This window comes from Pseudomonas sp. C9, assembly GCF_002000165.1.
In the GTDB taxonomy this organism is placed as follows: domain Bacteria; phylum Pseudomonadota; class Gammaproteobacteria; order Pseudomonadales; family Pseudomonadaceae; genus Aquipseudomonas.
Map to the genome: position 1 here is coordinate 2479384 of NZ_MPAK01000001.1, position 24023 is coordinate 2503406.

At 60.1% G+C, this 24023-nt stretch carries 23 protein-coding genes; 7 read left to right on the forward strand and 16 right to left on the reverse strand.

Annotated elements, in window-relative coordinates:
• Nucleotides 1-40 precede the first annotated feature (40 nt).
• From BMS17_RS11625 to BMS17_RS11665, 9 genes are all read right to left on the reverse strand, one after another.
• On the reverse strand, nucleotides 41-667 hold the full coding sequence (locus tag BMS17_RS11625; RefSeq protein ID WP_046031043.1) for an ABC-type transport auxiliary lipoprotein family protein: 627 nt from the start codon (nucleotides 665-667) through the stop codon (nucleotides 41-43).
• Nucleotides 664-1602: an MlaD family protein gene (locus BMS17_RS11630; RefSeq protein ID WP_046031042.1), complete on the reverse strand. Its 939-nt coding sequence runs from the start codon at nucleotides 1600-1602 to the stop codon at nucleotides 664-666. Before BMS17_RS11630 ends, BMS17_RS11625 begins: the two co-directional genes overlap by 4 nt.
• Nucleotide 1603: 1 nt before the next feature.
• Nucleotides 1604-2407 (reverse strand): ABC transporter ATP-binding protein, encoded by an 804-nt coding sequence (locus tag BMS17_RS11635; RefSeq protein WP_046031041.1) that lies wholly within the window; start codon nucleotides 2405-2407, stop codon nucleotides 1604-1606.
• Nucleotides 2404-3552 carry an ABC transporter permease gene (locus BMS17_RS11640; RefSeq protein WP_077430969.1) on the reverse strand — a complete coding sequence of 383 codons (1149 nt, stop codon included), beginning with the start codon at nucleotides 3550-3552 and terminating at the stop codon, nucleotides 2404-2406. The genes BMS17_RS11635 and BMS17_RS11640 overlap by 4 nt, the downstream gene beginning before the upstream one ends.
• A gap of 54 nt (nucleotides 3553-3606) precedes the next feature.
• Nucleotides 3607-4635 carry a DUF5924 family protein gene (locus tag BMS17_RS11645; protein WP_077430970.1) on the reverse strand — a complete coding sequence of 343 codons (1029 nt, stop codon included), beginning with the start codon at nucleotides 4633-4635 and terminating at the stop codon, nucleotides 3607-3609.
• 219 nt (nucleotides 4636-4854) lie between these two features.
• The gene (locus BMS17_RS11650) at nucleotides 4855-6243 is read right to left on the reverse strand and encodes a pitrilysin family protein (RefSeq protein WP_077430971.1); all 1389 of its coding nucleotides are present in this window, start codon (nucleotides 6241-6243) and stop codon (nucleotides 4855-4857) included.
• A 55-nt stretch (nucleotides 6244-6298) separates the two neighbouring features.
• A complete protein-coding gene (locus BMS17_RS11655; protein ID WP_046031036.1) occupies nucleotides 6299-7957 on the reverse strand; it encodes a Na/Pi cotransporter family protein in 1659 nt (552 codons plus the stop codon).
• 214 nt (nucleotides 7958-8171) lie between these two features.
• A complete protein-coding gene (locus tag BMS17_RS11660; protein ID WP_046031033.1) occupies nucleotides 8172-8939 on the reverse strand; it encodes a TerC family protein in 768 nt (255 codons plus the stop codon).
• A gap of 85 nt (nucleotides 8940-9024) precedes the next feature.
• Nucleotides 9025-10332, reverse strand: a complete 1308-nt coding sequence (locus BMS17_RS11665) for a CitMHS family transporter (RefSeq protein WP_046031030.1) — start codon at nucleotides 10330-10332, stop codon at nucleotides 9025-9027.
• A 318-nt stretch (nucleotides 10333-10650) separates the two neighbouring features.
• On the opposite strand from BMS17_RS11665, the gene BMS17_RS11670 reads away from it, so the two are divergent.
• Entirely contained in the window at nucleotides 10651-11052 is a 402-nt protein-coding gene (locus BMS17_RS11670) for a GFA family protein (RefSeq protein WP_046031028.1), read from the forward strand.
• Here BMS17_RS11670 and BMS17_RS11675 read toward each other — a convergent pair whose 3' ends face one another.
• Entirely contained in the window at nucleotides 11053-11379 is a 327-nt protein-coding gene (locus tag BMS17_RS11675) for a DOPA 4,5-dioxygenase family protein (RefSeq protein ID WP_046031026.1), read from the reverse strand. It lies immediately after the preceding gene.
• A gap of 83 nt (nucleotides 11380-11462) precedes the next feature.
• On the opposite strand from BMS17_RS11675, the gene BMS17_RS11680 reads away from it, so the two are divergent.
• Entirely contained in the window at nucleotides 11463-12128 is a 666-nt protein-coding gene (locus BMS17_RS11680; protein ID WP_046031025.1) for an NAD(P)-dependent oxidoreductase, read from the forward strand.
• Here the strand turns inward: BMS17_RS11680 and BMS17_RS11685 are convergent.
• Nucleotides 12121-13071 (reverse strand): LysR family transcriptional regulator, encoded by a 951-nt coding sequence (locus tag BMS17_RS11685; protein WP_077430972.1) that lies wholly within the window; start codon nucleotides 13069-13071, stop codon nucleotides 12121-12123. The two genes, BMS17_RS11680 and BMS17_RS11685, sit on opposite strands and share 8 nt — an antisense overlap.
• Nucleotides 13072-13185: 114 nt before the next feature.
• On the opposite strand from BMS17_RS11685, the gene betC reads away from it, so the two are divergent.
• The 3 genes from betC to BMS17_RS11700 all read left to right on the forward strand — a co-directional run bounded on the left by betC (nucleotide 13186) and on the right by BMS17_RS11700 (nucleotide 17377).
• Nucleotides 13186-14700 (forward strand): choline-sulfatase, encoded by a 1515-nt coding sequence (gene betC / locus BMS17_RS11690; RefSeq protein WP_046031017.1) that lies wholly within the window; start codon nucleotides 13186-13188, stop codon nucleotides 14698-14700.
• 16 nt (nucleotides 14701-14716) lie between these two features.
• Nucleotides 14717-15637, forward strand: a complete 921-nt coding sequence (choX, locus tag BMS17_RS11695) for a choline ABC transporter substrate-binding protein (protein ID WP_077430973.1) — start codon at nucleotides 14717-14719, stop codon at nucleotides 15635-15637.
• 171 nt (nucleotides 15638-15808) lie between these two features.
• Nucleotides 15809-17377, forward strand: coding sequence for a SulP family inorganic anion transporter (locus BMS17_RS11700; RefSeq protein WP_077430974.1), 1569 nt, complete (start codon nucleotides 15809-15811; stop codon nucleotides 17375-17377).
• 103 nt (nucleotides 17378-17480) lie between these two features.
• On the opposite strand, the gene aroE is transcribed toward BMS17_RS11700, so the two are convergent.
• Nucleotides 17481-18302, reverse strand: coding sequence for a shikimate dehydrogenase (aroE, locus tag BMS17_RS11705; RefSeq protein WP_046031011.1), 822 nt, complete (start codon nucleotides 18300-18302; stop codon nucleotides 17481-17483).
• 13 nt (nucleotides 18303-18315) lie between these two features.
• The gene (gene hemF / locus BMS17_RS11710) at nucleotides 18316-19230 is read right to left on the reverse strand and encodes an oxygen-dependent coproporphyrinogen oxidase (protein ID WP_046031009.1); all 915 of its coding nucleotides are present in this window, start codon (nucleotides 19228-19230) and stop codon (nucleotides 18316-18318) included.
• Nucleotides 19231-19409: 179 nt separating this feature from the next.
• On the opposite strand from hemF, the gene BMS17_RS11715 reads away from it, so the two are divergent.
• A complete protein-coding gene (locus BMS17_RS11715; RefSeq protein WP_046031007.1) occupies nucleotides 19410-20387 on the forward strand; it encodes an NADPH:quinone reductase in 978 nt (325 codons plus the stop codon).
• 129 nt (nucleotides 20388-20516) lie between these two features.
• Here BMS17_RS11715 and BMS17_RS11720 read toward each other — a convergent pair whose 3' ends face one another.
• The 3 genes from BMS17_RS11720 to BMS17_RS11730 form a co-directional block, all read right to left on the reverse strand.
• A complete protein-coding gene (locus BMS17_RS11720; protein WP_046031005.1) occupies nucleotides 20517-21074 on the reverse strand; it encodes an L-threonylcarbamoyladenylate synthase in 558 nt (185 codons plus the stop codon).
• Nucleotides 21075-21128: 54 nt separating this feature from the next.
• Nucleotides 21129-22229: a DNA-processing protein DprA gene (gene dprA, locus BMS17_RS11725; protein WP_046031003.1), complete on the reverse strand. Its 1101-nt coding sequence runs from the start codon at nucleotides 22227-22229 to the stop codon at nucleotides 21129-21131.
• A 79-nt stretch (nucleotides 22230-22308) separates the two neighbouring features.
• Nucleotides 22309-23334 carry a LysM peptidoglycan-binding domain-containing protein gene (locus BMS17_RS11730; RefSeq protein WP_046031000.1) on the reverse strand — a complete coding sequence of 342 codons (1026 nt, stop codon included), beginning with the start codon at nucleotides 23332-23334 and terminating at the stop codon, nucleotides 22309-22311.
• A gap of 173 nt (nucleotides 23335-23507) precedes the next feature.
• Between BMS17_RS11730 and def the strand changes: the two genes are divergently transcribed.
• Nucleotides 23508-24014, forward strand: coding sequence for a peptide deformylase (def, locus tag BMS17_RS11735; RefSeq protein WP_046030998.1), 507 nt, complete (start codon nucleotides 23508-23510; stop codon nucleotides 24012-24014).
• Nucleotides 24015-24023: the final 9 nt, after the last annotated feature.

The window sequence follows — 24023 nt, forward strand, 5'->3', positions numbered from 1 at the left end:
TCGCGAGCAAGCTCGCTCCCACATTTGCTCCGTGCTGGTTTCAGGGTCTCGGTGGCGGGGCGCCTTTCTGCCCTTGCTCAACCGCCCAATTCACCACCTGCACCGTCAATTGGTCACTCGCCTGGCCAAACCCGACCACGACCGCTGGCACCTTCACATCGCTCAACGGCTGGCGCACTTCGAAGCGCCGGCTGGCGAGGATTCGCTGATCGTAGCCACGCACCAGCACGGCATCCAGGCTCACGACCACGCTAGCGGTCGTGCCCTGATATTCGGTCTGAAACGACTGCAAATGGCCACCCAACTCCAGGTCCGCGTGGAAAATACTGTCATCGGTGCTCAGCAGCGGTACCCGGCCGTCCTGCTGGAAGCCGTCCAGCAGACGATTGCGCAGTAGCACCGGTGCCGGGTCACTCCAGCGTGAGCCTTTGTAGGTGCTGATCAAATCGCCTTGAGGAATTACCGCAATGTTCGGGCCGTCCAACGCATCGCTGGCGTGGAGCTTATTCAAGCGCAACGACCAGCGTTGCGGCGTGCCATGACTGGCTGACACGTTGCTCTGGGCCGAAGGCAATCGATACACATCGAACGGCTCTGGCTTGGGCAGAATCGAGCACGAACTGATCAGCGTGAAGCCGGCGAGGAGGGCGATACGAGTCAGTTTCATGGGGTGAATTCCTTATTCTTGTCGCTGCCCAGCAGGTAACCGCTGGGGTTTGCCTCCAGGCGCTGAGAGATGGCGCGCAATGAAGTCAGGGTTTCGCGCAACTCGCGAACCGCCGGGGCCAGGCCGTTGAGGCCCTGCATGCCGTTGTTGAGTGACTCCTGATTGGTGACGAGCAACTTGTTGATCGTCGCCGTGGACTGCTCCAGCGACTTCATTGCCTGTTCGGCGCTGCCGATGGCCTGCTTGCCATGGTCATTGAGCAGGCCATTGGCGTTGCGCATCAGCGCGGTGGTTTGCTCCAGCATGGTGTTGGCTTGCTTGCCCACCGACGCCAGTTGCTGCATCGCCTGACGGATATCGCCACGCTGATCGGCAATGGTGCCGGTGGTCTGTTCCAGATGCTCCAGCGTCTTGCTGATGCGCTCGACGTTTTCCGTGGAGAACAGCTGGTTGGCGTTATGCATCAACGTGTTTACGCCGGCCATCAACTCGTTGCTGTCACTGAGCAGGAGTGCGATGGGCGAGGGTGAGGCGATGATGGTCGGCAGGTTGCCGTCCTTGCCCTTGAGCGCCGAGCTCTGTGGCGTGCCGCCGCTGAGCTGGATGATCGAGGTGCCGGTCACGCCGGTCAGCGCGAGCTTGGCCTTGGTGTCCTCCTTGACCGGGGTGTCACCGCCCAGGCGAATTCGCGCCAGCACCCGGCGTGGGTCTTTGGGGTCCAGGCGCAACGTCACCACGTCGCCAACCTTGATCCCGCTGTACTGCACGGAACTGCCCTTGGACAGGCCGCTGACCGCCTCGTTGAAGACGACTTCGTAATCCTTGAACTCGGTGTCGACGCTGGACTTGGCCAGCCACAAGCCGAAGAGCAGGGCGCCCGCCACCACAATCACGGTGAACAGGCCGATCAAAACATGATGGGCTCGGGTTTCCATGTCAGACCTCATTAAGCTGTTGAGCGGCCGTCAGCGCCGCGCGGCCGCGAGGGCCATGGAAGTATTCGTGAATCCACGGATCGTCGGTTTCCGAGACCTTGTCGATGGCGTCCGCCACCAGCACTTTTTTCTGCGCCAGCACCGCCACGCGGTCGGTGATGGTGTAGAGCGTGTCGAGGTCGTGGGTCACCAGAAAAACACTCAGCCCAAGCGCGTCACGCAGGGTCAGGATCAACTGATCGAATGCCGCCGCGCCAATCGGGTCGAGGCCGGCGGTGGGTTCGTCGAGAAACAGGATGTCCGGGTCCAGCGCCAGCGCACGGGCCAGCGCCGCACGCTTGATCATGCCGCCGGATAGCGCAGCGGGGTACTTGTCAGCTGCCGACAGCGGCAGCCCGGCCAGTGCCAGTTTGACCGCCGCCAGGTGTTCGGCATCTTCACGACTCAGGCCGGCGTGTTCGATCAGGGGCAGGGCGACGTTTTCGGTCACGGTCAGCGAAGTGAACAGGGCGCCTTGCTGGAACAGTACGCCGAAGCGTCGCTCAATCATCGAGCGTTCATGTTCCGACAATGTCGGCAGGTTTTTCCCGAAAACCCTCACCACCCCTTCACTGGGCTGCCGCAAACCGATAATGCTGCGCAGCAGCACCGATTTGCCGCTGCCGGAGCCGCCGACCACGGCGAGAATTTCACCTTTGTACAAATCGAGGTCGAGATTTTCGTGCACGCTCTGACTGCCGAAGCGATTGCACAGCCCGCGGACTTCGATCACCGCCTCAGTAGGCGCTCGGGGTAAACGACTCACCAGCCCATCTCCATGAAAAACAACGCGGCCACGGCGTCAAGCACAATCACCACAAAAATCGACTGGACCACGCTGGACGTGGTGTGAGCCCCCACCGACTCGGCACTGCCGCTGACCTTGAAGCCTTCGAGGCAGCCAATCGCGGCAATCAGGAAAGCGAAAACCGGCGCTTTGACGATCCCGACCAGAAAGTGCTGAACGCCGATGTCGGTTTGCAGCAGCGACAGGAACATCGCCGGCGAAATATCCAGCGCCACCGCACACACCACGCCGCCGCCGACAATCCCCGAGACCATTGCCAGGAAGGTCAGCATCGGCAACGACACCAGCAACGCCAGGACGCGCGGCACCACCAACAATTCCATCGGGTCGAGGCCCAAGGTGCGGATGGCGTCGATTTCTTCGTTGGCCTTCATCGAGCCGATCTGCGCAGTGAACGCACTGGCGGTGCGCCCGGCCATCAGGATGGCTGTGAGCAACACGGCAAATTCACGCAAGAATGAAAAGGCCACCAGGTCCACGGTAAATACCGTCGCGCCGAAATTGGCCAACACGGTCGCCCCGAGAAACGCCACCACCGCGCCCACGAGAAACGTCAGCAGGGCGACGATGGGCGCGGCATCGAGACCGGTTTGTTCGATGTGCGCCACCATCGGCGTGATGCGCCAGCGCTTGGGACGAAACAGCCCGCGAACGATGGTTTCCAGAATCAGCCCGACGAAGCCCAGCAGTTGCAGGGTGTCTTGCCATACCGTGTCCACGGCGCGGCCAATTCGGGTCAACAATTGAATACTGACGCTGACTTCCGGTTCCTTGATCGGTACGCAGAAATTGGTCATTGAGCAGTAGATGGTTTGCAGCAACGCGCGATCGGCAGTGGAGAGCGTGCAATCGGGATGTTCGGCGGAGCGACCGAGCCGCTCGGCCCCCAGCAGCTCCACCAACAACGAGGCGCCGGCCGTATCGAGGGCGCCCAGATGATTGAGGTCGATGTGGGTGTCGTCGTTGTATTGGCCGCGAAGTTTTTCGCACAGGTGCTTGAGATCAGCGTAATGGGCGAGCGTCCAGTCACCCGTAACCCGCAGCTGTGCAGGGGAGTGAGAAGCGTCCAGTTGGACATTGCCGGCCATTGTGCTGCTGGTCATAAACTCCGTGCTTGTTCGGTAAATGCGTAGAGCTACGTAATAGCACGAACCGCGTTACTTTTCTTTGGTCGGTGTGCTGTCCGTTACGGTGAAGCGCAGCACACCGATAACCTGACCGTCTTCGGTCAGCACCCGGACCTGCCATTTACCTGCCGGGTTGCCCGGGAAGTTCTGCTTATGCGTCCAGGCGCGGTAGCCTTCCTTGCGTCCACCGTGGATATCCAGCGGGATGCGGTCAACTTCTTTACCGTTGAACTGCCACACGTGATAAATCCGCTCATCCAGGCCGCGCGGGGCGTTGATCGCGGTGTAGGCGTACAACCCGTCACCACGGATCTGCTCGGCGCTGACTTGATCCAGACTCTTGCCGGGGGTGCGGTCTTGCATTTGCGTGCTGATCGCCACGTCGGTCATCCACAGGGTCGCCGGCGGCACCCACGAACGCATGACCCAGCCGAGGCCACCGATGCCCAGCGTGATACTCAGAATCGCCAAGGCGTTGCGCACTGTACGGATCGGGAAGATCGACGCCAGGCTCGGGAACGACAGCAGCACGGCGATACCCAGCGCCCACTTGAAACTCTGGGACGTGGTGAGGTGCATGATGACAGGCAGGGCGGTCAGCAACGCGGCAAACAGCGTCAGCGTGTGCAGCGCCAGGAACGCCCAACGCCGGGGGGCCAGCCATTTGTAGTAGAGCGGGTCGGTGATGGAAATCAGCGCCGCGATACCCAGCAGACCGGTGAAGAACAATTGGCCGCTGTTCCAGGTGGTGGTGATGAAGAAGAACGGCAGGACAAAGAACAGGCTTTCCTGGTGGATCATCTGCGTGGCGTAACGCAGCAGCGGCTGGGGAATTTCGCGCTTGAAGATTTTGGCGAACAGCTTGGTCAGGCTGTTTTCCAGCATCAGCCAGACCCAACTGAGCACCATGATGATGGTGATCCAGGTCGCCAGGCCTTGCTGGCGATCCACCAGGATGAAGCTGCCGACACCGGAAATGAACCCGCCGAGCGCAATGACCCCAGGATAGCGCTTCATCAATTCCAGGATGCGCTGGACGAAAAGGGTCAGGGTCGGCATTTGGCGGTTCACATTCGTCGTAGGAAAAATCCTCGACAGGTTACCCGCCGGGGGGCGGTGTGGCGAGGCCCGCGGCCGGAGCCGGAGTCCGTGCAGCAGCTGCCGAAGGCTGCGTTCGGCTGCGCAGCAGTCGCAAATCTATTGTGTCAAATATTCCTGATACACCGTGGTGAAGGGTTTAACGACTGCTTCGCAGCCGAACGCAGCCTTCGGCAGCTGCTACTCAGTCGGCGGCGATTTTCGGTGCAAGCGCCAGCTCAGCAGTATCAGCGCAATCAGCGCCAACACCCCGCCAATCACCCAAACCAACTGGTCATCACTCATCAGTGGCTTCTCGATCCGCAAATACCCCGGTTGCAGCAACAACTCGCGCAACGCCTTGTTGGCTTCCTCCAGTGTTACGCCTTGCAGTTCTTTGGCCGGGTCAGCGAAGCGTCCGTCCTCGTAATCTCCAAGGGCACTCCAGTAATAATCGGCCAACGCGCTATTGCCCTGCACGGCCCAGGCCTGGCGGGCAATAGCCGCCTGTTTGAGACGGTTGAACGTGTCGCTGTCGAGGCCGTCCTTGAGCAACCGGGCTTTCAACTCATCGAGGACTTGTTCAGCCTCCGACACATTGTCACGCTCAAGGTCGGCGTTCAGGCTCATGAAGCCCACACCGCCAAACAGCTCGCGCTCGGCGGAAGGCCCGTAGGACAAACTGTGGACCAGGCGCATTTGGCGATACAGCGCCCAGTCCAGATAGTCCTTGAGCAGGTCCAACGTTTCGTCTTGCTGATCGTCCAGTACAGGCTCCGGCACCAGCCAGTGCAGCTTGGCCGCGCCGCCAAGGAAACCGCTACTCAGCGTGCGCTCGTGAGCGGCACTGGCGCGAATTTCCGGCAGGGGCATGTGTTCGCTCGGGTCGACCGCTTTCAACTCACCCCATGCCCGCTCCAGATAGGCCGGCAGCAATCGGTCGAGGTCGCCGACCATGATCAGGGTCATGTTGTTGGGCGCGTACCAAAGCTTGCGTACTTTCTCCAGTTGCTCGCGGGTCAGGTGATCGACTTCGGCGCGCTGCGGGCATTTGAGGCCCAGCTCCACCGCCAGTTGATTACTAGCCGTGTGACCGAGGTCCTGACGATCGAGCCAGCGTTGCAGGTGTGTGTAATGACCGCCATCTTCGCGCTCGACCACTTGCTTGGCAGCGTTGATGGCGTTGTCGTCGATTCGGGTCTGGGTCAACAGCGCCAGCAACAGGTCGAGGACCTTGCGCTGGTTTTTTGCCGGTGCCTCGATGACGAATGTCGTGTCGGCGTTACTGGTGAACGCGTTCCACTCACCCCCCAGCGCTTGCATGCGCTCTTCCAAGCCGCCTTCGCCGGTGGCATCGATACCACTGAACAGCAAGTGCTCCAGCAGGTGGGGCAGTTCTTTGTCTTCGCAGCTGAAATCATCCAGACCGACGCCGACGACCAGACGAATCGCCACATGCCCGCGCTCGGTGCCCGGCTTGAGCAGCAATTGCAGGCCATTGGGCAGCGTATAACCCTCGACCTGAAAGCGATCCAGGGCAAACGAAGGGAGTGAGCCAAGCAACAAACAGGCGAACAACAGGCAACGCATAACGAGCTTCCATACGGCGAGCGCAGTTCAACAGACTTCAGACAACGGTGGACGTTCAGGGTGAATGCGTGATGTCAGCCAAATCGTCGACCGCCAGCGCGCCGGTGTCGGACGTTTCAAGCACCACGTAAGCACTGCTGCAGAACAGCGAATTCAAACGTTTCATGTCGGCGATCAGCTCCAGATGCAACGAGCTGGTCTCGATACTTTGCACAATCTTAAGCTGCAACCGGCTGACATGGGCATGGGCCAGACGCCGCTCCTGTGCGCGAAAACGGCGTTTCTCACGCAGTAACTGGCGAGCACTTTCCTTGTCAGCGCTCAGGAACACCGACAATCCTAGCCGCAAATTGGAGATCAACTGACGTTGCAATCCTGACAACTCCTCCAGCCCGACCTCGGAAAAGGACCGGCGGTGTGAGGTTTTCTGCTGCTGAACCTTGCGCAGCATGCGTTCAATCAGGTCGCTGGCGAGCTTGAGGTTGATCGTCAACTCAATGATTTCTGCCCAGCGCCGGCTGTCCTGGTCGCTGAGGTCTTCGCGGGGCATTTGCGCCAGATAGAGCTTGATCGCGCTGTAGAGCGCGTCGACATCATCGGTCAGACGACGCACTTCCTGGGTAACGGCCGTTTGCTTGCCATTCAACACATCGAGCATCGCTTCCAGCATGTTGTCGATCAGATCGCCCATGCGCAGGGTTTCCCGGGCCGCATTGGCCAGCGCCAGGCTCGGTGTGACCAGCGCGGTGAGATCGAGATGGCGGGGTTTGGCGGTTCCGTTGACTTCCGGCCGCTCTGGCAACAGCCAGGCGCACAGCCTGGCCATCGGACCGACGGTCGGCAGCAGGATCAAGCAGCGGACGCTGTTGTAGAGCAAGTGAAAGCCAATGACTGTTTCCTGGGGACTGAAGTCCAGGCTATCGAGCCAGTGTACCAATGGGTTCAGCACCGGAATGATCAACAACAGGCCGATCAGTTTGTACAACAGGCTGCCCAGCGCCACTTGGCGCCCGGCGGGGTTCTGCATGCTGGTACTGAGGAACGCGAGAACGCCGCTGCCAATGTTGGCGCCAATCACCAGACCGATGGCCACCGGCAAGCTGATCACCTTGGCACCGGCCAGGGTCGCGGTCAGCAGCACGGCGGCCAGGCTCGAGTAGGAGATCATCGCGAACAATGCGCCGACCAGGGCATCGACCAAAATGTCGCCGGTCAGCGAGGCGAAGATCACTTTTACCCCTTTGGCGTGGGTGATCGGCGCAGCAGCCTCCACAATCAGTTGCAACGCCAGAATGATCAGCCCAAGGCCAATCGCCACGCGCCCCATCTGCCCGAGTCGGGTCTGTTTGCGCGACAGAAATAAAATCACCCCGACAAAGATCAGCAGCGGCGACAGCCACGACAGGTCCAGGGTCAGCACCCGCGCCATCAGCGCCGTACCAACATCCGCCCCGAGCATGGTTACCAGTGCCGGAGTCAGCGCCATCAGGCCCTGGCCGACAAACGAGGTGACCAGCATGGCGGTGGCGTTACTGCTCTGGACCATCGCGGTCACCGCGATCCCGGAGAGAAACGCCAGCCAGCGCTTGGACATGTTCTGGCCAATCACATGGCGCAGGTTGGACCCGTAGACCCGCAAAATGCCGGTTCGGACAATGTGCGTGCCCCAGATCAACAAGGCCACGGCCGATAACAAATTGAGCAGGGTGAGCATAAAGGCCCCCTGTGATGGTCGCGCCCCAGCGGGGCAAGTTGACGGTACCGCGCGTTTTTCTACGTTCTGTACTTAAGCTGTAGTTGGCTAACGGTCTGAGCGCCAGCATTACATAGCCAAGGAAGTGATTGAAACAAAAGTGTCATGAAAACGGTTTTATGCAGGCGTGAAAAAGGGGCCCGAAGGCCCCTTTTTCTATCGCATGACAATCGGGTTATTGGCCCGGAATGTCCTTACGCAGTTTCACCGGATCTTGCTGCTTCTTCTTTTTCGCAATCGCGGTGCGCATCTTGATGTTGATCGCTTCAACCGCCAGCGAGAACGCCATGGCGAAGTAGACGTAGCCTTTTGGTACGTGTACGTCCAGGGACTCGGCAATCAGCACGGTACCGACGATCAACAGGAACGACAGCGCCAGCATTTTCAGCGACGGGTGTTTGTCGATGAACTCGCTGATGGTGCCGGAAGCCCACATCATCACCAGTACGGCAACGACGATCGCCGCGACCATGACCGGAACATGGGAGACCATGCCGACAGCGGTGATCACCGAATCCAGCGAGAACACGATGTCGATGATCGCGATCTGCACGATGGTGTAGAGGAAGTTGCCGCCCTTGCCGCTCGGTTCCTCGTTGGTTTCGTCTTCGCCTTCCAGCGCGTGGTACATCTCTTGCGAGCTCTTCCACAGCAGGAACAGACCACCGAAGAACAGAATCAGGTCGCGGCCGGAAATGCCCTGGCCAAACACCACGAACAGGTCCGCCGTGAGGCGCATGACCCAGGTGATCGACAGCAGCAACAGGATCCGCGTGATCATGGCCAGCGCCAGACCGAAAATCCGGGTGCGCGCCTGCATGTGCTTGGGCATGCGGCTGACCAGGATCGAAATCATGATGATGTTATCGATGCCCAGAACGATTTCCAGGGCGGTCAGGGTAAAGAAGGCAACCCAGATTTCAGGGTTGGTCAGCCATTCCATGTGTATTCCTTTGAGCGATTGTTAAACCGCAACGGGCCCAGGCTTCAAACCGCGAAGCCGGGACCCGTTGTGGTGAGTCTTGGGCTTATAGAGTGCTGAAGAGCGGAAAAATCCCCATCAGCAACGCTGCAACCAGTATGCACATGCACACCAACACTGCCCATTTCAGGGTAAAGCGCTGATGGTCACCGAATTCGATACCGGCCAGAGCCACCAACAAGTAGGTCGATGGTACCAGCGGGCTCAACAAGTGGACGGGCTGACCGACGATCGAGGCACGTGCCATTTCAACTGCGGTTATACCGTAATGACTGGCGGCTTCGGCAAGTACTGGTAACACGCCGTAATAAAAAGCGTCGTTCGACATGAAAAACGTGAACGGCATGCTCACCAGCGCAGTAATGACTGCCAGGTACGGACCGAGGAATTCAGGGATGACCGCCAACAGGCTCTTGGACATCGCATCGACCATACCGGTGCCGGTCAGGATACCGGTAAAGATACCGGCCGCGAAGATCAGGCCGACCACCGAGAGAACGCTACCAGCGTGGGCCGCAATGCGATCCTTCTGCTGTTGCAGGCACGGGTAGTTAACGATCATCGCGATACTGAACGCCACCATGAACAGCACTGGCAGCGGCAACAGGCCGGCGATCAGGGTGCACATCAGCGCCAGGGTCAGGAAGCCGTTGAACCAGATCAGCTTCGGACGACGTGCATCCGGGAACTGCGAAACGCTGATTTCACTGTGGTCGATTTCATCGCCGACCAGGTGCAATTCACCCAGGCGAGCACGCTCGCGCTTACCGTAGAAGTAGGCAATCGCCAGGATCGCCACCACACCGGCCAGCATGGCTGGAATCATCGGTACGAAGATATCGGACGGGTCCACATGCAGTGCACTGGCCGCACGTGCGGTCGGGCCACCCCACGGGGTCATGTTCATCACGCCACCGGCGAGGATGATCAGACCGGCCATGATCCGCGGGCTCATGCCGATGCGGCTGTAGAGCGGCAGCATCGCGGCCACGCAGATCATATAAGTGGTCGCGCCGTCACCATCGAGGGAAACAACGAGCGCCAGAACGGCGGTGCCGACCGAAACTTTCAACGGGTCGCCCTTGACCAGTTTGAGGATCTTGCGCACGGCCGGGTCGAACAGGCCGGAGTCGATCATCAGGGCGAAGTACAGAATGGCGAACATCAGCATCACACCGGTCGGCGCGAGCTTGGTGATGCCTTCGAGCATCATCGGACCGATCTTCGGTGCAAAACCGCCAAACAGGGCAAAGAGGATCGGGATGATGATCAGGGCGATCAGCGCGGACAGGCGCTTGGTCATGATCAGGAACATGAACGTGATGACCATGGCAAAGCCAAGGAAAGTCAGCATGGGAATACTCCAGGCGTAGCGCGGCGAGGGGAAATGGGCGAACCGGGTGGGGTCAGCGCAGAACGGGGAGCACGAGGCGTACGGACGGAGTGACAGCGAAGCGGCGGGTAGCAGAGAACATCAGGATCACCATTGTTGTTGTTAAATGGGCCGTGCGAGCGATAAAACACTCATTGGCCAACCGGTCTGTTGCCGGCAGTGGGGCGATCCTAATCGGGGAAGCTTTCAGCCAGCTTTCGCCGATGAAAGCTTTGCGCGGATGTGCGACCGGTCGTCGGACGGGTTCAAAGCCCCTGAATACGGGGCAGGAGGCGAAATATGGGTGAAATTCATACAGGCGGATGCCACTGCGGACACATACGCTACCAATTCAGCGGGCCGCTGCACGACATCGCCCACTGTCATTGTTCGATTTGCCGAAGGGTCAGCGGCGGGATCGTGACCACCTGGATCACTGTGCCGACATCGGCGTTTGAATGGGTGAACGGCACACCGGCGCAGTACGATTCTTCAACAACCGGCGTACGTTACTTCTGCCCGAATTGTGGGGCGCAACTGGCGTTTATGACCCGTCTCAGCCCGCAGAGCATCGACCTGACCATCGCCACCCTCGACCACCCGGAGCAGGCCCCGGCCGAGCGGCATATCTGGATGGACAGCCGCTTGCCCTGGTTGCACCTGGACGAGCACTTGCCGGGCGAAGCCGAAGAAAGCCTCTGATCAAAAAATAGACAGATCCAGCGGCCGGATTGCACCCATCCAGATCGCGTGCTCGGTGTGGTCGAGCAAGTCGTCGCCGGTGTCCGGGTGCAGGAACACCACCAACCCCTTGCGGTTGAGGGCCAGCCACGGCAATACATCGCCGATGAGTTCGGGGCCGAACGCCAATTGGCAGCTCCAGTCCGGGTGCGGGCCGACCAGGCGTTCATGCACGCGGCCCATCTTCAGCGGGAACAACTGCGCCGCCTGCTCGCACAAGGCCCGTGCCTGGTCGACCGTCCCGGCATCGAAATAAACGTGGGCGTGATAACCCTTGATCGGTTGCATCTGAATCCCTCAAATCCTGTTCGAACCCTCGACGATCCCCGCAGGTCACACGTCATATACTCAAGGGAGGAGGAGTCTCAGCCATGAAAAACGCGGAAACCCCGGTGGTCAAAGTAGTGCTTTATGGTGCCATGAGTAGCTTGGGCAGTGCGCTGATTGCGCAAATGCTGCGCCGCCAACATGAAGTGATCGCCATTCTGGATGACCTGACGGCGCTGGCGCCGCGCCCGGGCCTTCGAACTAAAACCGGTGACCTGTTCGAGGCACAACGCGTTAAACAAAGTGTGGCGGGCTGCTCGGCCGTCATCTGCCTGTTAGACGCACCCGGGTTGCCTTTCAACAGCGAATACGTGGAAAAAACCATCGTGGTGGGCCCGGTCGAACAAGTGCTGGCGGTGGATGCACTGATCGACGGCATGCAAGCCGCCGGGGTGCACCGGCTGTTTCTGGTGGGCGATTTTGAAGTGCTGGATGATTCAGAAACAGAGGATCAGCTGCAACTCCACGCCGCCGAAGAAATCCGCGAGTCGCTACAAGCCAGTGCCTTGAAGTGGACCCTGGTGAATGCGCCACGCGGGGTGCCCGGGTTGAGCATCGAACATTTCAGCCATGTCTCCAGCCATCTGGAGCCGGGGCTGGCCGAACCGCTGGAGCGTCTGAACCGGGTCGCGGTGGGCATCGCCGATGAGCTAAAGCTGAACCTGCACATCCGTGAACACGTGAACTTCATCGCCACCGATCCTAAATAGCGATGGAAGGCAGCGCCAGGCCATTGAGCGATTGCGCGCTGCTGGCCTGCTCGGCCATCAACCAGTCCACAAACTGGTGAATCAACGCCCCGCGCCGTTTGCGCTGGGGCACGACCACGTAATAGCCGAGGCTGGACATCGCCGATTCCGCGACGGGACGACACAACAAACCCTGCGCCAGCAAGTTATCCACAAGGTGCCGCCAGCCGATCGCCACGCCCTGGCCGCCAATCGCCGCTTGAATCAGCAGCGTGTAATTGTCGAAGCGCAGTTGCCCCGGCGCCGGCGCCGAAGTTATCCCCAATTGACGAAATACACCGCTCCAGTCGAACCAGTTGCTGCTGTGTTCTCCCCGCAAGTGCAGCAAGGGAAATTCCAGCAGCGACTTGGCCGGCAAGGGCAGGGGCCGATCCTTGAGCAACAGCGGGCTGCACACCGGAAAGACTTCTTCGCTGAACAGCCAATGGCTTTCACCCTGTTTGAAACGCCCATCGCCAAACAACACCGCCACATCGATATCCGTGCGCAGCATGTTGTGACTGCGCTCGCTGGTGACCAGGCTCACATCGACGTGCGGATTGGCGGCATGGAAGCGGTGCAGACGTGGCATCAGCCAGTACGCGGCGAAGGCAAAGTCGGTCGCCACTTGCAACACTTCATGTTGCTGTTGTGCGCTGATTGCGCTCAATCCTGCGTCGATATTCTGCAAACCGAGCTGAACCTGATCAAAAAGTATGGCCCCGGCCTCGGTCAGTTCGATACCTCGGTAGATGCGGTCGAACAGCCGCGTGGCGAGTTGCTCCTCCAACCGTTTGATCTGCTGGCTGACCGCCGGCTGCGTCGTGCCAAGCTCCACCGCCGCAGCGGTAAAGCTGCGATGGCGGGCCGCCGCTTCAAAGGCCCGCAGCAGGTCCAACGACAAGTCACCAAGGGCGTCATACATAAGCTGTGCTAATCCTAGTCATTGCCTGGCGTGGGCTTTACCACAATATGCGTGGGTTACATGCTCGATCGCAGCACTCTCGCATAAATATTCACTATGGAATGCCGCGATCACATGAAGCGCAAGAACATTCTTTTCATCATGGCCGATCAAATGGCCGCGCCAATGTTGCCGTTCTACGGTCCTTCGCCCATCAAACTGCCGAATCTGAGCCGCCTCGCCGCCGAAGGCGTGGTGTTCGACGCTGCTTACTGCAACAGCCCGCTGTGCGCGCCGTCGCGTTTTACCCTGGTCAGCGGCCAATTGCCGAGCAAGATCGGCGCGTACGACAACGCGGCCGATTTCCCCGCCGATGTGCCGACCTATGCCCACTACCTGCGTCGACTCGGTTATCGCACGGCGCTGTCCGGCAAAATGCACTTTTGCGGCCCGGACCAACTCCACGGCTACGAAGAGCGCCTGACCAGCGATATTTACCCGGCTGATTACGGCTGGGCAGTGAATTGGGATGAACCGGACGTGCGTCCTAGCTGGTATCACAACATGTCGTCGGTGCTGCAAGCCGGGCCGTGCGTGCGCACCAATCAGCTGGATTTCGATGAGGAAGTGGTGTTCAAGGCCCAGCAATACTTGTTCGACCACATCCGCGAGGACGGCGACCAACCGTTCTGCCTGACCGTTTCGATGACCCACCCACACGATCCGTACACGATTCCCAAGGCTTTTTGGGATATGTACGACGACGCCGACATCCCGCTGCCCGAAACACCGGCGCAAACAGAACTCGATCCGCACGCCCAGCGTTTGCTCAAGGTTTACGACCTGTGGGACAAGCCATTGCCTGTGGATAAAATTCGCGATGCGCGCCGCGCCTACTTTGGTGCTTGCAGCTATATCGACAGCAACGTCGGCAAACTCCTGCAAACGCTTGAAGAAACGGGGCTGATCGACGACACGATCATCGTCTTCTCCGGTGACCATGGCGACATGCTCGGCGAACGCGGGCTCTGGTACAAAATGCACTGGTACGAAATGGCTGCACGAGTACCGCTGCTGATCAGCGCGCCAGGGCAGTTCGGGGCAGGGCGAGTCAGCGCGGCTGTTTCCACCGCCGATCTGCTGCCCACCTTCGTAGAACTGGCTGGCGGCTCACTGGAACCTGGCTTGCCGCTGGACGGTCGTTCGCTGGTTTCGCACCTGCAAGGGCAGGGCGGTCACGACGAAGTGTTCGGCGAATACATGGCCGAAGGCACCATCAGTCCATTGATGATGATCCGTCGCGGCGCCTACAAATTCATCTACAGCGAAGACGACCCTTGCCTGCTCTTCGACGTACACAACGACCCGCGAGAACAGGAAGAACTCAGCCAGTCACCGCAACATCGTTCTTTTTTCGAAGAATTTCTTGCCGAAGCCCGGGCCAAATGGAACATCCCGGCGATTCACCAACAGGTGCTCGCCAGCCAGCGACGCCGGCGTTTCGTTGCCGATGCGCTGACCCTCGGCAAGCTGAAGAGCTGGGATCACCAGCCGCTGGTGGACGCCAGTCAGCAGTACATGCGCAACCACATCAACCTCGATGATCTGGAGCGCAAAGCACGTTATCCACAACCCTGCCAAAACCAATAATCTCAAGGGGAAGTCCATGCAAAAGTTATCCACAGCACTGACGGTCGGGCTGCTGGCTCTGGGCAGTGCATCGGCGTTCGCCGATCAGAGTTGCGAGACGGTAAAAATGGCCGACCCGGGCTGGAGCGACATCGCCGCGACCAACGCCATCACCGGGTTTCTGCTGGATGGCATGGGCTACAAGGCAAAAGTCGACACCCTCGCGGTGCCCATCACCTTCGGCGGCCTGAAGGATGGCCAGGTCGATGTGTTCCTGGGTAACTGGATGCCGGCCCAGCAGGGTTTTTACGACAAGTTCGTGGCCACCGGTGATGTCACGCAATTGGCGAAAAACCTCGACGGCACCGAATTTACCCTCGCGGTTCCGGATTATGTGTGGGACGCGGGTGTGCATAACTTTGCCGACCTGAATAAATACGCCGACAAGTTCGACCATAAAATCTACGGCATCGGCTCCGGCGCCCCGGCGAACATTTCGCTACAGGAAATCATCAAGAAGAATGATTTCGACTTGGGCCAATGGAAACTGGTGGAGTCCAGCGAGCAGGCGATGCTGGCCGAAGTGTCTCGCGCCGTGAAAAAGCAGAAATTCGTGACCTTCCTCGGCTGGACCCCGCACCCGATGAACGTGCAGTTGAAAATGCACTACCTCAAGGGTGGCGAAAAGTATTTCGGTGACACCGGCAGCGTCCATACCCTGACCCGCAAGGGCTACGCCGAAGCCTGTCCGAATGTGGGTAAGTTGCTGACCAACCTGAGCTTCACCCAGGACATGGAGAACAGCATCATGGCCGAGGTGGTGAACAAGAAGGTCAGCAATGCGGAGGCGGTCAAGGCGTGGATCAAGGCCAATCCAGCGGTGCTGGATAAATGGCTCGATGGCGTGAAAACCGCCGATGGCAAGGACGCGTTGCCGGCGGTAAAAGCCAAACTCTGAACCCCCGCCACCGATCGTTCCCACGCTCTGCGTGGGAATGCATCCCGTGACGCTCCGCGTCACATCTCCAAGCGGACGCAGAGCGTCCATGGCGGCGTTCCCACGCGGAGCGTGGGAACGATCGGCGGCTAGTCCTGCTACCCTTGCGCAAAAACCCACCCGAGAGGACCCATGGCCTTCCCCAGCCGCCATTCACTCTTTCCCTTTCTCAGTTGGTTGCCCCGGCAAACCCGCGCCAGCGTTGGTCGTGACCTGATCGTCGGCCTCAGCGGCGCGATTCTCGCGTTGCCGCAGTCCATTGCCTACGCACTGATCGCCGGTCTCCCACCTGAATACGGGTTGTACGCGGCCATCATCCCCGTGTTGATCGCCTGCTTGTGGGGTTCCTCGTGGCATTTGATCTGCGGTCCTACAGCGGCGATCTCCATTGTCCTGTTCGCCAGCGTCAGTCCTCTGGCCGTCCCCGCGTCACAGGACTACATCACGCTGATTTTGCTGCTGACACTCCTGGCCGGCGTTTTCCAGTGGCTGTTGGGCCTGCTGCGTTTCGGCGCCTTGGTGAATTTTGTCTCGCATTCCGTGGTGCTGGGTTTCACCCTCGGTGCGGCGGTGGTAATTGCCATCGGCCAGTTGCCGAACCTGTTGGGCCTGGACTTGCCCAGCCAGGCCACGGCGCTCGACAGTTTCCTGATGCTGTTCAAGCACCTCGGCGCCCTGGATAAACCGTCGTTGGCGCTGGGGCTGGCGACGGTTGTTGTCGGCGCGGTGCTGAAATCATTGCTGCCTCGCTGGCCGACGCTGTTGATCACGCTGGTCCTCGCCGGGCTGCTGGTGTGGCTATGGCCCTCCATGTTCGGCCATGTGAAATTGGTCAGCGCATTTGTCGGGCGCTTGCCACCCTTGAGCCCCCTGCCGCTGGATCTGGACCTTATCCTGCGTTTGCTGCCGAGCGCGGTGGCAGTGGGCATGCTGGGGCTGGTGACCAGCCTGTCGATTGCCCGCTCGTTGTCGGCCCGCTCCCAGCAGTTGCTCGACGCCAATCAAGAAGTTCGCGCCCAGGGCTTGTCCAACATTGTCGGTGCGTTTTTTTCCGGTTCGCTGTCCGCCGGCTCCTTCACCCGCTCGGGCCTGAGCTATGAAGCCGGCGCCTGCTCACCCATGGCCGGGGTGTTCTCGGCGGTGTGGGTCGCGCTGTTCGCCATCTTCGGCGCCGGGTTGATCGCCCACATCCCGATCCCGGCCATGGCCGGCAGCATTTTGCTGATCGCCTGGGGATTGGTGGACCATCGCGGGATTCGTGCCCTGTTGCGCGTCAGCCGTGCCGAATTCGCGGTCATGGCCCTGACCTGTGTCGCCACGTTGCTGCTGGAGTTGCAGACGGCGATTTATGCCGGGGTGCTCGCCTCGTTGTTCTTCTACCTCAAACGAACCTCGCAACCGCGCGTGCAGCATTCGCGCGATGGGGATGAAGACATTCTGCGGGTGGGCGGTTCGATTTTTTTCGGCGCCAGCCATTACCTGCAGGTGCGCCTGCAACGCCTGCACGGTGCGCGCGTCGTGATCGAGGCGCAGCAGATCAACTTCATCGATTACTCAGGGGTGGAAATGCTGCATCAGGAAGCGCGGCGGCTGCTCAAGCAGGATCGCAGCCTGACCCTGCGACGCGCGCGGCCGCAGGTGGTGGACGAATTGAGGAAGCTGGAAGGGGCCGACAAGTGCCCGATCCGGTTTGAAGACTGAAACACGCCTTTGTAGGAGCAAGGCTTGCCCGCGATAAACGATAACGCGGTATGCCTGAGACACCGCGGCGCCTGAATCGCGGGCAAGCCTTGCTCCTACAAAGTTATATGGCGAGCTGGCGGCGCAGTTCGGCCAGCACTGGCGCCGTATCCGGGCGCACACCGCGCCATAGGAAGAAGGCTTCTGCCGCCTGTTCAGCGAGCATGCCCAAACCATCCATCGACACCGCCGCGCCATGCTCCGTGGCCCAACGGCAGAACGAAGTCGGCTCCTTGCCATACATCATGTCGTAGCAAACGGTTTTGCCCGGCTCAATCAAACTGCCGGAAATCGGCGGCACGTCACCCGACAGGCTCGCCGACGTCGCATTGATGATCAGGTCCACCGACTCTTTCAACCAGTCGAAACTACTGGCCGAGACCGGGCCCAGGTCTGCGAACAACTCCGCCAGTAACTCGGCTTTTTCCACGGTGCGGTTGGCGATCACCAAAGAGGCCGGTTGTTCGGCCAGCAACGGTTCCAGAGCGCCGCGCACTGCGCCACCCGCCCCCAGCAACAGGATGCGTTTGCCCTTGAGGCTGAAACTGGCGTTGACCGTCAGGTCCCGCACCAGACCGGCGCCGTCGGTGTTATCACCCAGCAGGCTGCCATCGACGAGCTTGCTCAAGGTGTTTACCGCACCGGCCCGCTGTGCCCGCGCCGTCAGGCTATTCGCCAGCCGATAAGCCTCTTCTTTGAACGGTACGGTCACGTTGGCGCCGCGACCTTCGAGGAAAAATGTCCGGGCGCAGGTGGAGAAGTCGTCAAGTGGCGCCAGCAGCGTGTTGTAGTCCAGCTTTTGCGCGGTCTGCTCGGCGAACAGGCGATGGATCAGAGGCGACTTGCTATGGCCAATCGGGTTACCGAATACAACGTAACGGTCCATAAGAACTCCTCGTTCAGGCCTCGGCCAACCAATCGCGGTCTTGCAGGAAGTACTCGGTCAGGCGGGCTTCTTCGCTGCCTGGTTCGGCTTTCCAGTCATAGCCCCAGCGCACTTGCGGCGGCAGGGACATGAGGATCGACTCGGTACGCCCGCCCGATTGCAGGCCGAACAAGGTGCCACGGTCGTAGACCAGGTTGAACTCAACGTAACGGCCACGACGGAATTCCTGGAATTCACGCTGCTGGGCGGTGAACGCATCGTGTTTGCGGCGCTGCACGATCGGCAGATAAGCGTCGATGTACGCATCACCGATGGCGCGCATGAACGCGAAGCTGGTGTCGAAGTCCCACTCGTTCAAGTCATCGAAGAACAGGCCGCCGATGCCGCGCGGCTCGTGACGATGCTTGATGTGGAAATAGCTGTCGCACCAGGCTTTGTAGCGCGAATAGACGTCCGGGCCGAACGGCGCGCAGGCCTGCTCGGCGACGCGGTGCCAATGCACGCAATCGTCTTCATTGCCGTAATAAGGGGTCAGGTCGAAGCCGCCGCCGAACCACCAGACCGGTTCTTCACCTTCTTTTTCAGCGATGAAAAAGCGCACGTTGGCGTGGGAAGTGGGTACGTGCGGGTTGTGCGGATGAATCACCAGCGACACGCCGAGGGCTTCGAAGCCACGCCCGGCCAGTTCTGGCCGATGAGCGCTGGCAGAAGGCGGGAGGCCGCTGCCGAAAACGTGGGAAAAGTTGACACCACCCTTTTCGATCACTGCACCGTTTTCGATCACTCGCGTGCGACCGCCGCCACCGGCAGGCCGGGTCCAGGCGTCTTCGACGAAGCGTGTGCCGCCGTCTTCAGCTTCGAGGGCCGCGCAAATGCGGTCTTGCAGGTCGAGCAGGTAGGCTTTTACGGCCTCGGTGCGGGTCGTCATGTCATCACCTTGAATCGGGCAAAACTACGCGGCGCTCCATCAGAGCGGGGACCGGCGCAAATGGGCGCGTAGCATAACATCGCAGACAGGCCTGCCGCAGTTGACGAAGATCAGGGTTAGGAGTTCGATAGGGCGCTTCGCGCTACAACCCCAGTAGCTAAGACCTAAGGAGAGTTCTGATGGCCAAGCGTATCCAGTTCCGCGCCCATGGCGGCCCCGAAGTGCTCGAGTATGTCGATTACCAACCCGCCGAGCCCGGCCCGCATCAGGTCCGCGTCACCAACAAGGCCATCGGCCTGAATTTCATCGATACCTATTACCGCAGCGGCCTCTATGCACCACCCGCCCTGCCATCGGGTGTGGGTTCGGAAGGCGCGGGCGTGGTCGAGGCAGTGGGCAGCGAAGTCACACGCTTCAAGGTCGGTGATCGCGTGGCTTACGGCAGCGGTCCGTTGGGCGCCTACAGCGACGTTCATGTGTTGCCCGAGGCCAATCTGGTGCTTCTGCCGGACGCCATCAGCTTCGAAACGGCGGCCGGGGTCATGCTCAAGGGCCTGACCGTGCAGTACCTGCTGCGTCAGACCTATGAACTCAAGGGTGGCGAAACCATTTTGTTCCACGCTGCCGCCGGTGGCGTTGGCTCCCTGGCTTGCCAATGGGCGAAGGCGTTGGGCGTGAAGTTGATCGGTACGGTCAGCTCGCCCGAGAAAGCCGCGCTGGCCAAGGCCAATGGCGCCTGGGCGACCATCGATTACAGCCATGAAAACGTCGCACAACGCGTACTGGAATTGACTGACGGGAAGAAAGTGCCGGTGGTGTATGACGGCGTTGGTAAAGACACCTGGCTGACATCGCTCGATAGCGTTTCGCCAAGGGGGTTGGTGGTGAGCTTCGGCAATGCGTCCGGCGCGGTGGACGGGGTAAACCTGGGGATTTTGTCGGCCAAAGGCTCGCTGTACGTAACCCGGCCAACGCTGGCGACTTACGCCAACAATGCCGAGAACTTGCAGCGCATGGCCGATGAACTGTTCGAGATGATCATCAGCGGGAAGCTGAAGGTGGACATCAGCCAGACGTTTGCCTTGGAAGACGCGGCGAAGGCGCAGACCGAATTGTCGGCGCGGCGCACGACGGGTTCGATAGTGCTGCGGCCATAAGACATTCGATGTCAGTCAGGACCTCATCGCGGGCAAGCCCGCTCCCACAGGTCCGAGTCGTACACAACTTATGTGAACGACCGAAACCTTGTGGGAGCGGGCTTGCCCGCGATGAGCGATGACGCGATCTTAGTCCGGGCGCACAACGTGCCCGGTCGCGAGATCTCGAATCACGCTCGGGTTCTTTCGCCCCCCCAGATTCCCGCCCAACACCAAATCCAGCTCTCCGCGGAAGTACTGCTCCACGCGAAGCCGCGTGCGCGCCGCTGGCCGGCCCTGCGGGTTGGCCGAGGTTGATACCAGAGGCCCTACCAGCGCGCATAAATCGCGCACCAGCGGATGATCGCTGACCCTGAGCGCCACCGTTTCATGCACCCCGGTGATCCACTGCGGCAACAGATTCTGATGCGGCACCAGCCAGGTGTTCGGCCCCGGCCAGGTACTGGCCATGCGGTCCATCCACAGTTCCGGGAAGTCTTCGAAGAGGAAGTCGAACTGACGAATGTTGTCGGCAACCAGAATCAGGCCCTTCTCCATAGACCGACCCTTGAGCATCAGCAGACGATACACCGCTTCTTCGTCCCACGGATCGCAACCCAGCCCCCAGACCGCTTCGGTCGGATAGGCAATGACCGCCCCTGCGCGAACGGCTTGCGCGGCTTGTTGCACACGCCAACTGTTGACCATGAAAAACTCTCCAGAATAAGGCTCTGCGCAGTTTACCGATCTTCCTTATAAAACCTAGCTCACCCGCGCAAACCAACGCCCGCTTTCGCAGATTGCGCGACCGTCCATCTCCAGCTCCGTCAGCGCGGCCAGCACTTTGGACAACGCCCAGCCGCTGGAGACGGACAACGCCTCACTGGTGTGCGGCGCGGCGTGCAACAGTATGAGCAACGGATGGGTCACCGAGGGTTTCTCGCTGGATAACGGCAACCGTTGCCAGCCACGCAAGGCTTCGAGGATATGTTCGACAGTTTCCACCAGTATCGCACCGTCACGGATCAGCCGATGGCAGCCCTTGGCGCCTGGGTGATGAATCGACCCGGGAATCGCATAAACCTCCCGACCTTGCTCCCCTGCCAGTCTCGCCGTAATCAACGAACCACTGGCAACGCTGGCCTCGACCACCAGCACGCCGAGCGACAAACCGCTGATGATTCGATTGCGCCGGGGGAAGTTGCTGGCGGTAGGGCCGGCGTCCAGCGGGAACTCCGAAAGCACTGCGCTCCCCGACGCAATCATGGCGTCAGCCAGACGTCTGTTGCGCTGTGGATAAAACTTTTCAAGTCCCGTGCCAAGCACCCCGACCGTTCGCCCGCCCACATCCAGAGCGGCTTGATGCGCGGCGGCATCAATACCCAGCGCCAGACCGCTGGTGATGACAAAACCGGCCCCCGCCAGGCTGCGGGAAAACGCGGCGGCGGTGTCCATGCCCGGACGCGAGGCGCGACGACTGCCGACCATCGCCAGCTGCGGTTTCTCCAGAATCCCGGGGGCACCTGCAACGAACAACAATGGCGGCGCATCACTGATTTCTGCGAGCAGCGCCGGGTAGTCAGGTTGGTCCCACATCAATAAATGCTGGCCCGGACGCTCTAGCCAGGCCAATGCGTGGCTGGCGCCATCACGTACTTCATTGGTACGGCGAGCTTCGGCGCACGCCAATGGCAAGCCCAGCGAACGCCAGGCACTGGCCGGCGCGCTGATGGCTTTTGAGGCCGAGCCGAAGGCTTCGAGCAGTTTTTTGAAACGCGCCGGGCCGAGTTCAGGCAAACGGTGCAAACGTAAACGAGCTTCCAGCTCCGCAGGGGACACCGGTGTAACAGCAGGCAGCGACATGGATCATCCTTGATCGTTATGAGCCCCGTCGAAACGGGAATAAGCTGTGGATAACTCTGTTGGTAACTTGTGGAGCAGGTTAAGGATTTCGCACCTTGTCCATGACGGCCAGTGAGCGCGAAGCGTTGAGCACAAGCCCGTAGCTGAGCTTGTCGTAAGTGCGGAAAACCATCAGCAGACCGGCACGCTCATCGGGAATTTTCAGTGGCTGACCGGTGATCCGGTCGCGTACGGTTTCGCCGGTTTTCATCACCACCAGCACGTTGCCTTCGGCCAGGCCATCACGTTGCCCCTTGTTCAGCGTGACCACGTCCAGCGCGCCGATCTGCGTCACCCCTCGCGGCACATCGATGATCACCCCGTTGACCTGGGTTTTCGGTGCACTGGGCATAAAGGTCGAGTTGATCGAGCGTTCTTCGCCACTGAACAAGCGGTCACCGAGACGCACCTCTTGAGTCGTGCGTTGTAGCGCCAATGTCGCGACGTCGCCTTCGGTGGCGACAATTTCGCCGCCGCCGATGTCGTCGGCGTTGATCCCCAGGAACTCCTTGCTCTCGGGATCGGTGTAGACCTTGCCTTGGCGGAAAATGCCGTAGACCGGCTGGTTCGGGTCAAAGTGGCCACGGGCGAAGATGCGGTCGCCCATGCCGCTGAGCACGCGCTCCGCATCGCCGGCGACGATGTAAGGCGCCTTGTCGAAATCCTCGACCTTGTCGACGATGCGGTTGCTCAACAGAAAGCTGTTGATCGATCGCAGCGCAATGCTCGGGATGGCCTCGGCCACTGGCGAGCTGCGCACCTGTGGCGAGAGTTTGATGGTGCCGCGCGATGCCCCGCGATTGAGGGTCAGACGGGGCTGGCCGTTGACGTAGACCAGCGACAGTGAGTCGCCGGGGAATATCAGATTGGGGTTTTCGATTTGCGGATTAACCTGCCACAGCTCGGGCCATTGCCACGGCTGGCGCAGAAATTTTCCCGAGATGTCCCAGAGTGTGTCCCCCGCAACCACTGTGTATTGCTGTGGAAAACCTTCCTTGAGTTGCACTTGCCCGTGCGCCAAACCGGCCGAGGCCAGAAGGAGCAAGGCGAGTAGTGATTTCCTCATGCGGTGAATCCCTTTATTATGTGCGTTCGCGTAAAACGCCAGAGCCTTCGTGGCTCGCTCCCTTTTTCTTTCCTGAACAGAAAAAGAGAGCTACGTTTTACAACGGTAGCCTGCATCTTCGGACCCGCCAGGCCATCGACCCGACTTCCCTCACACGTGCAGCAATTGAGCTTATGGCCATTTTAAACATCCTCGAATTCCCCGATTCGCGCCTGCGCACTATCGCCAAACCTGTGGCCGTAGTGGACGACGAAGTGCGTCAGTTGGTCGATGACATGTTTGAAACAATGTATGAAGCGCCAGGCATCGGCCTCGCCGCGACCCAGGTCAACGTGCACAAACGCATCGTGGTGATGGACCTCTCCGAAGACCGCACCGAACCACGGGTGTTCATCAACCCCGAGTTCGAAACCCTGACTGACGAGATGGAGCAGTATCAGGAAGGCTGTCTCTCGGTGCCGGGCTTCTACGAAAACGTCGATCGCCCGCAGAAGGTCAAGATCAAGGCCCTGGACCGCGACGGCCAGCCTTACGAACTGATCGCCGAAGGCCTGCTCGCGGTGTGCATCCAGCATGAATGCGACCACCTGAACGGCAAATTGTTCGTCGACTATCTGTCCAGTCTCAAACGCGACCGAATCAAGAAGAAACTGGAAAAGCTCCATCGCCAGAACGCTTGATGCCCTCCT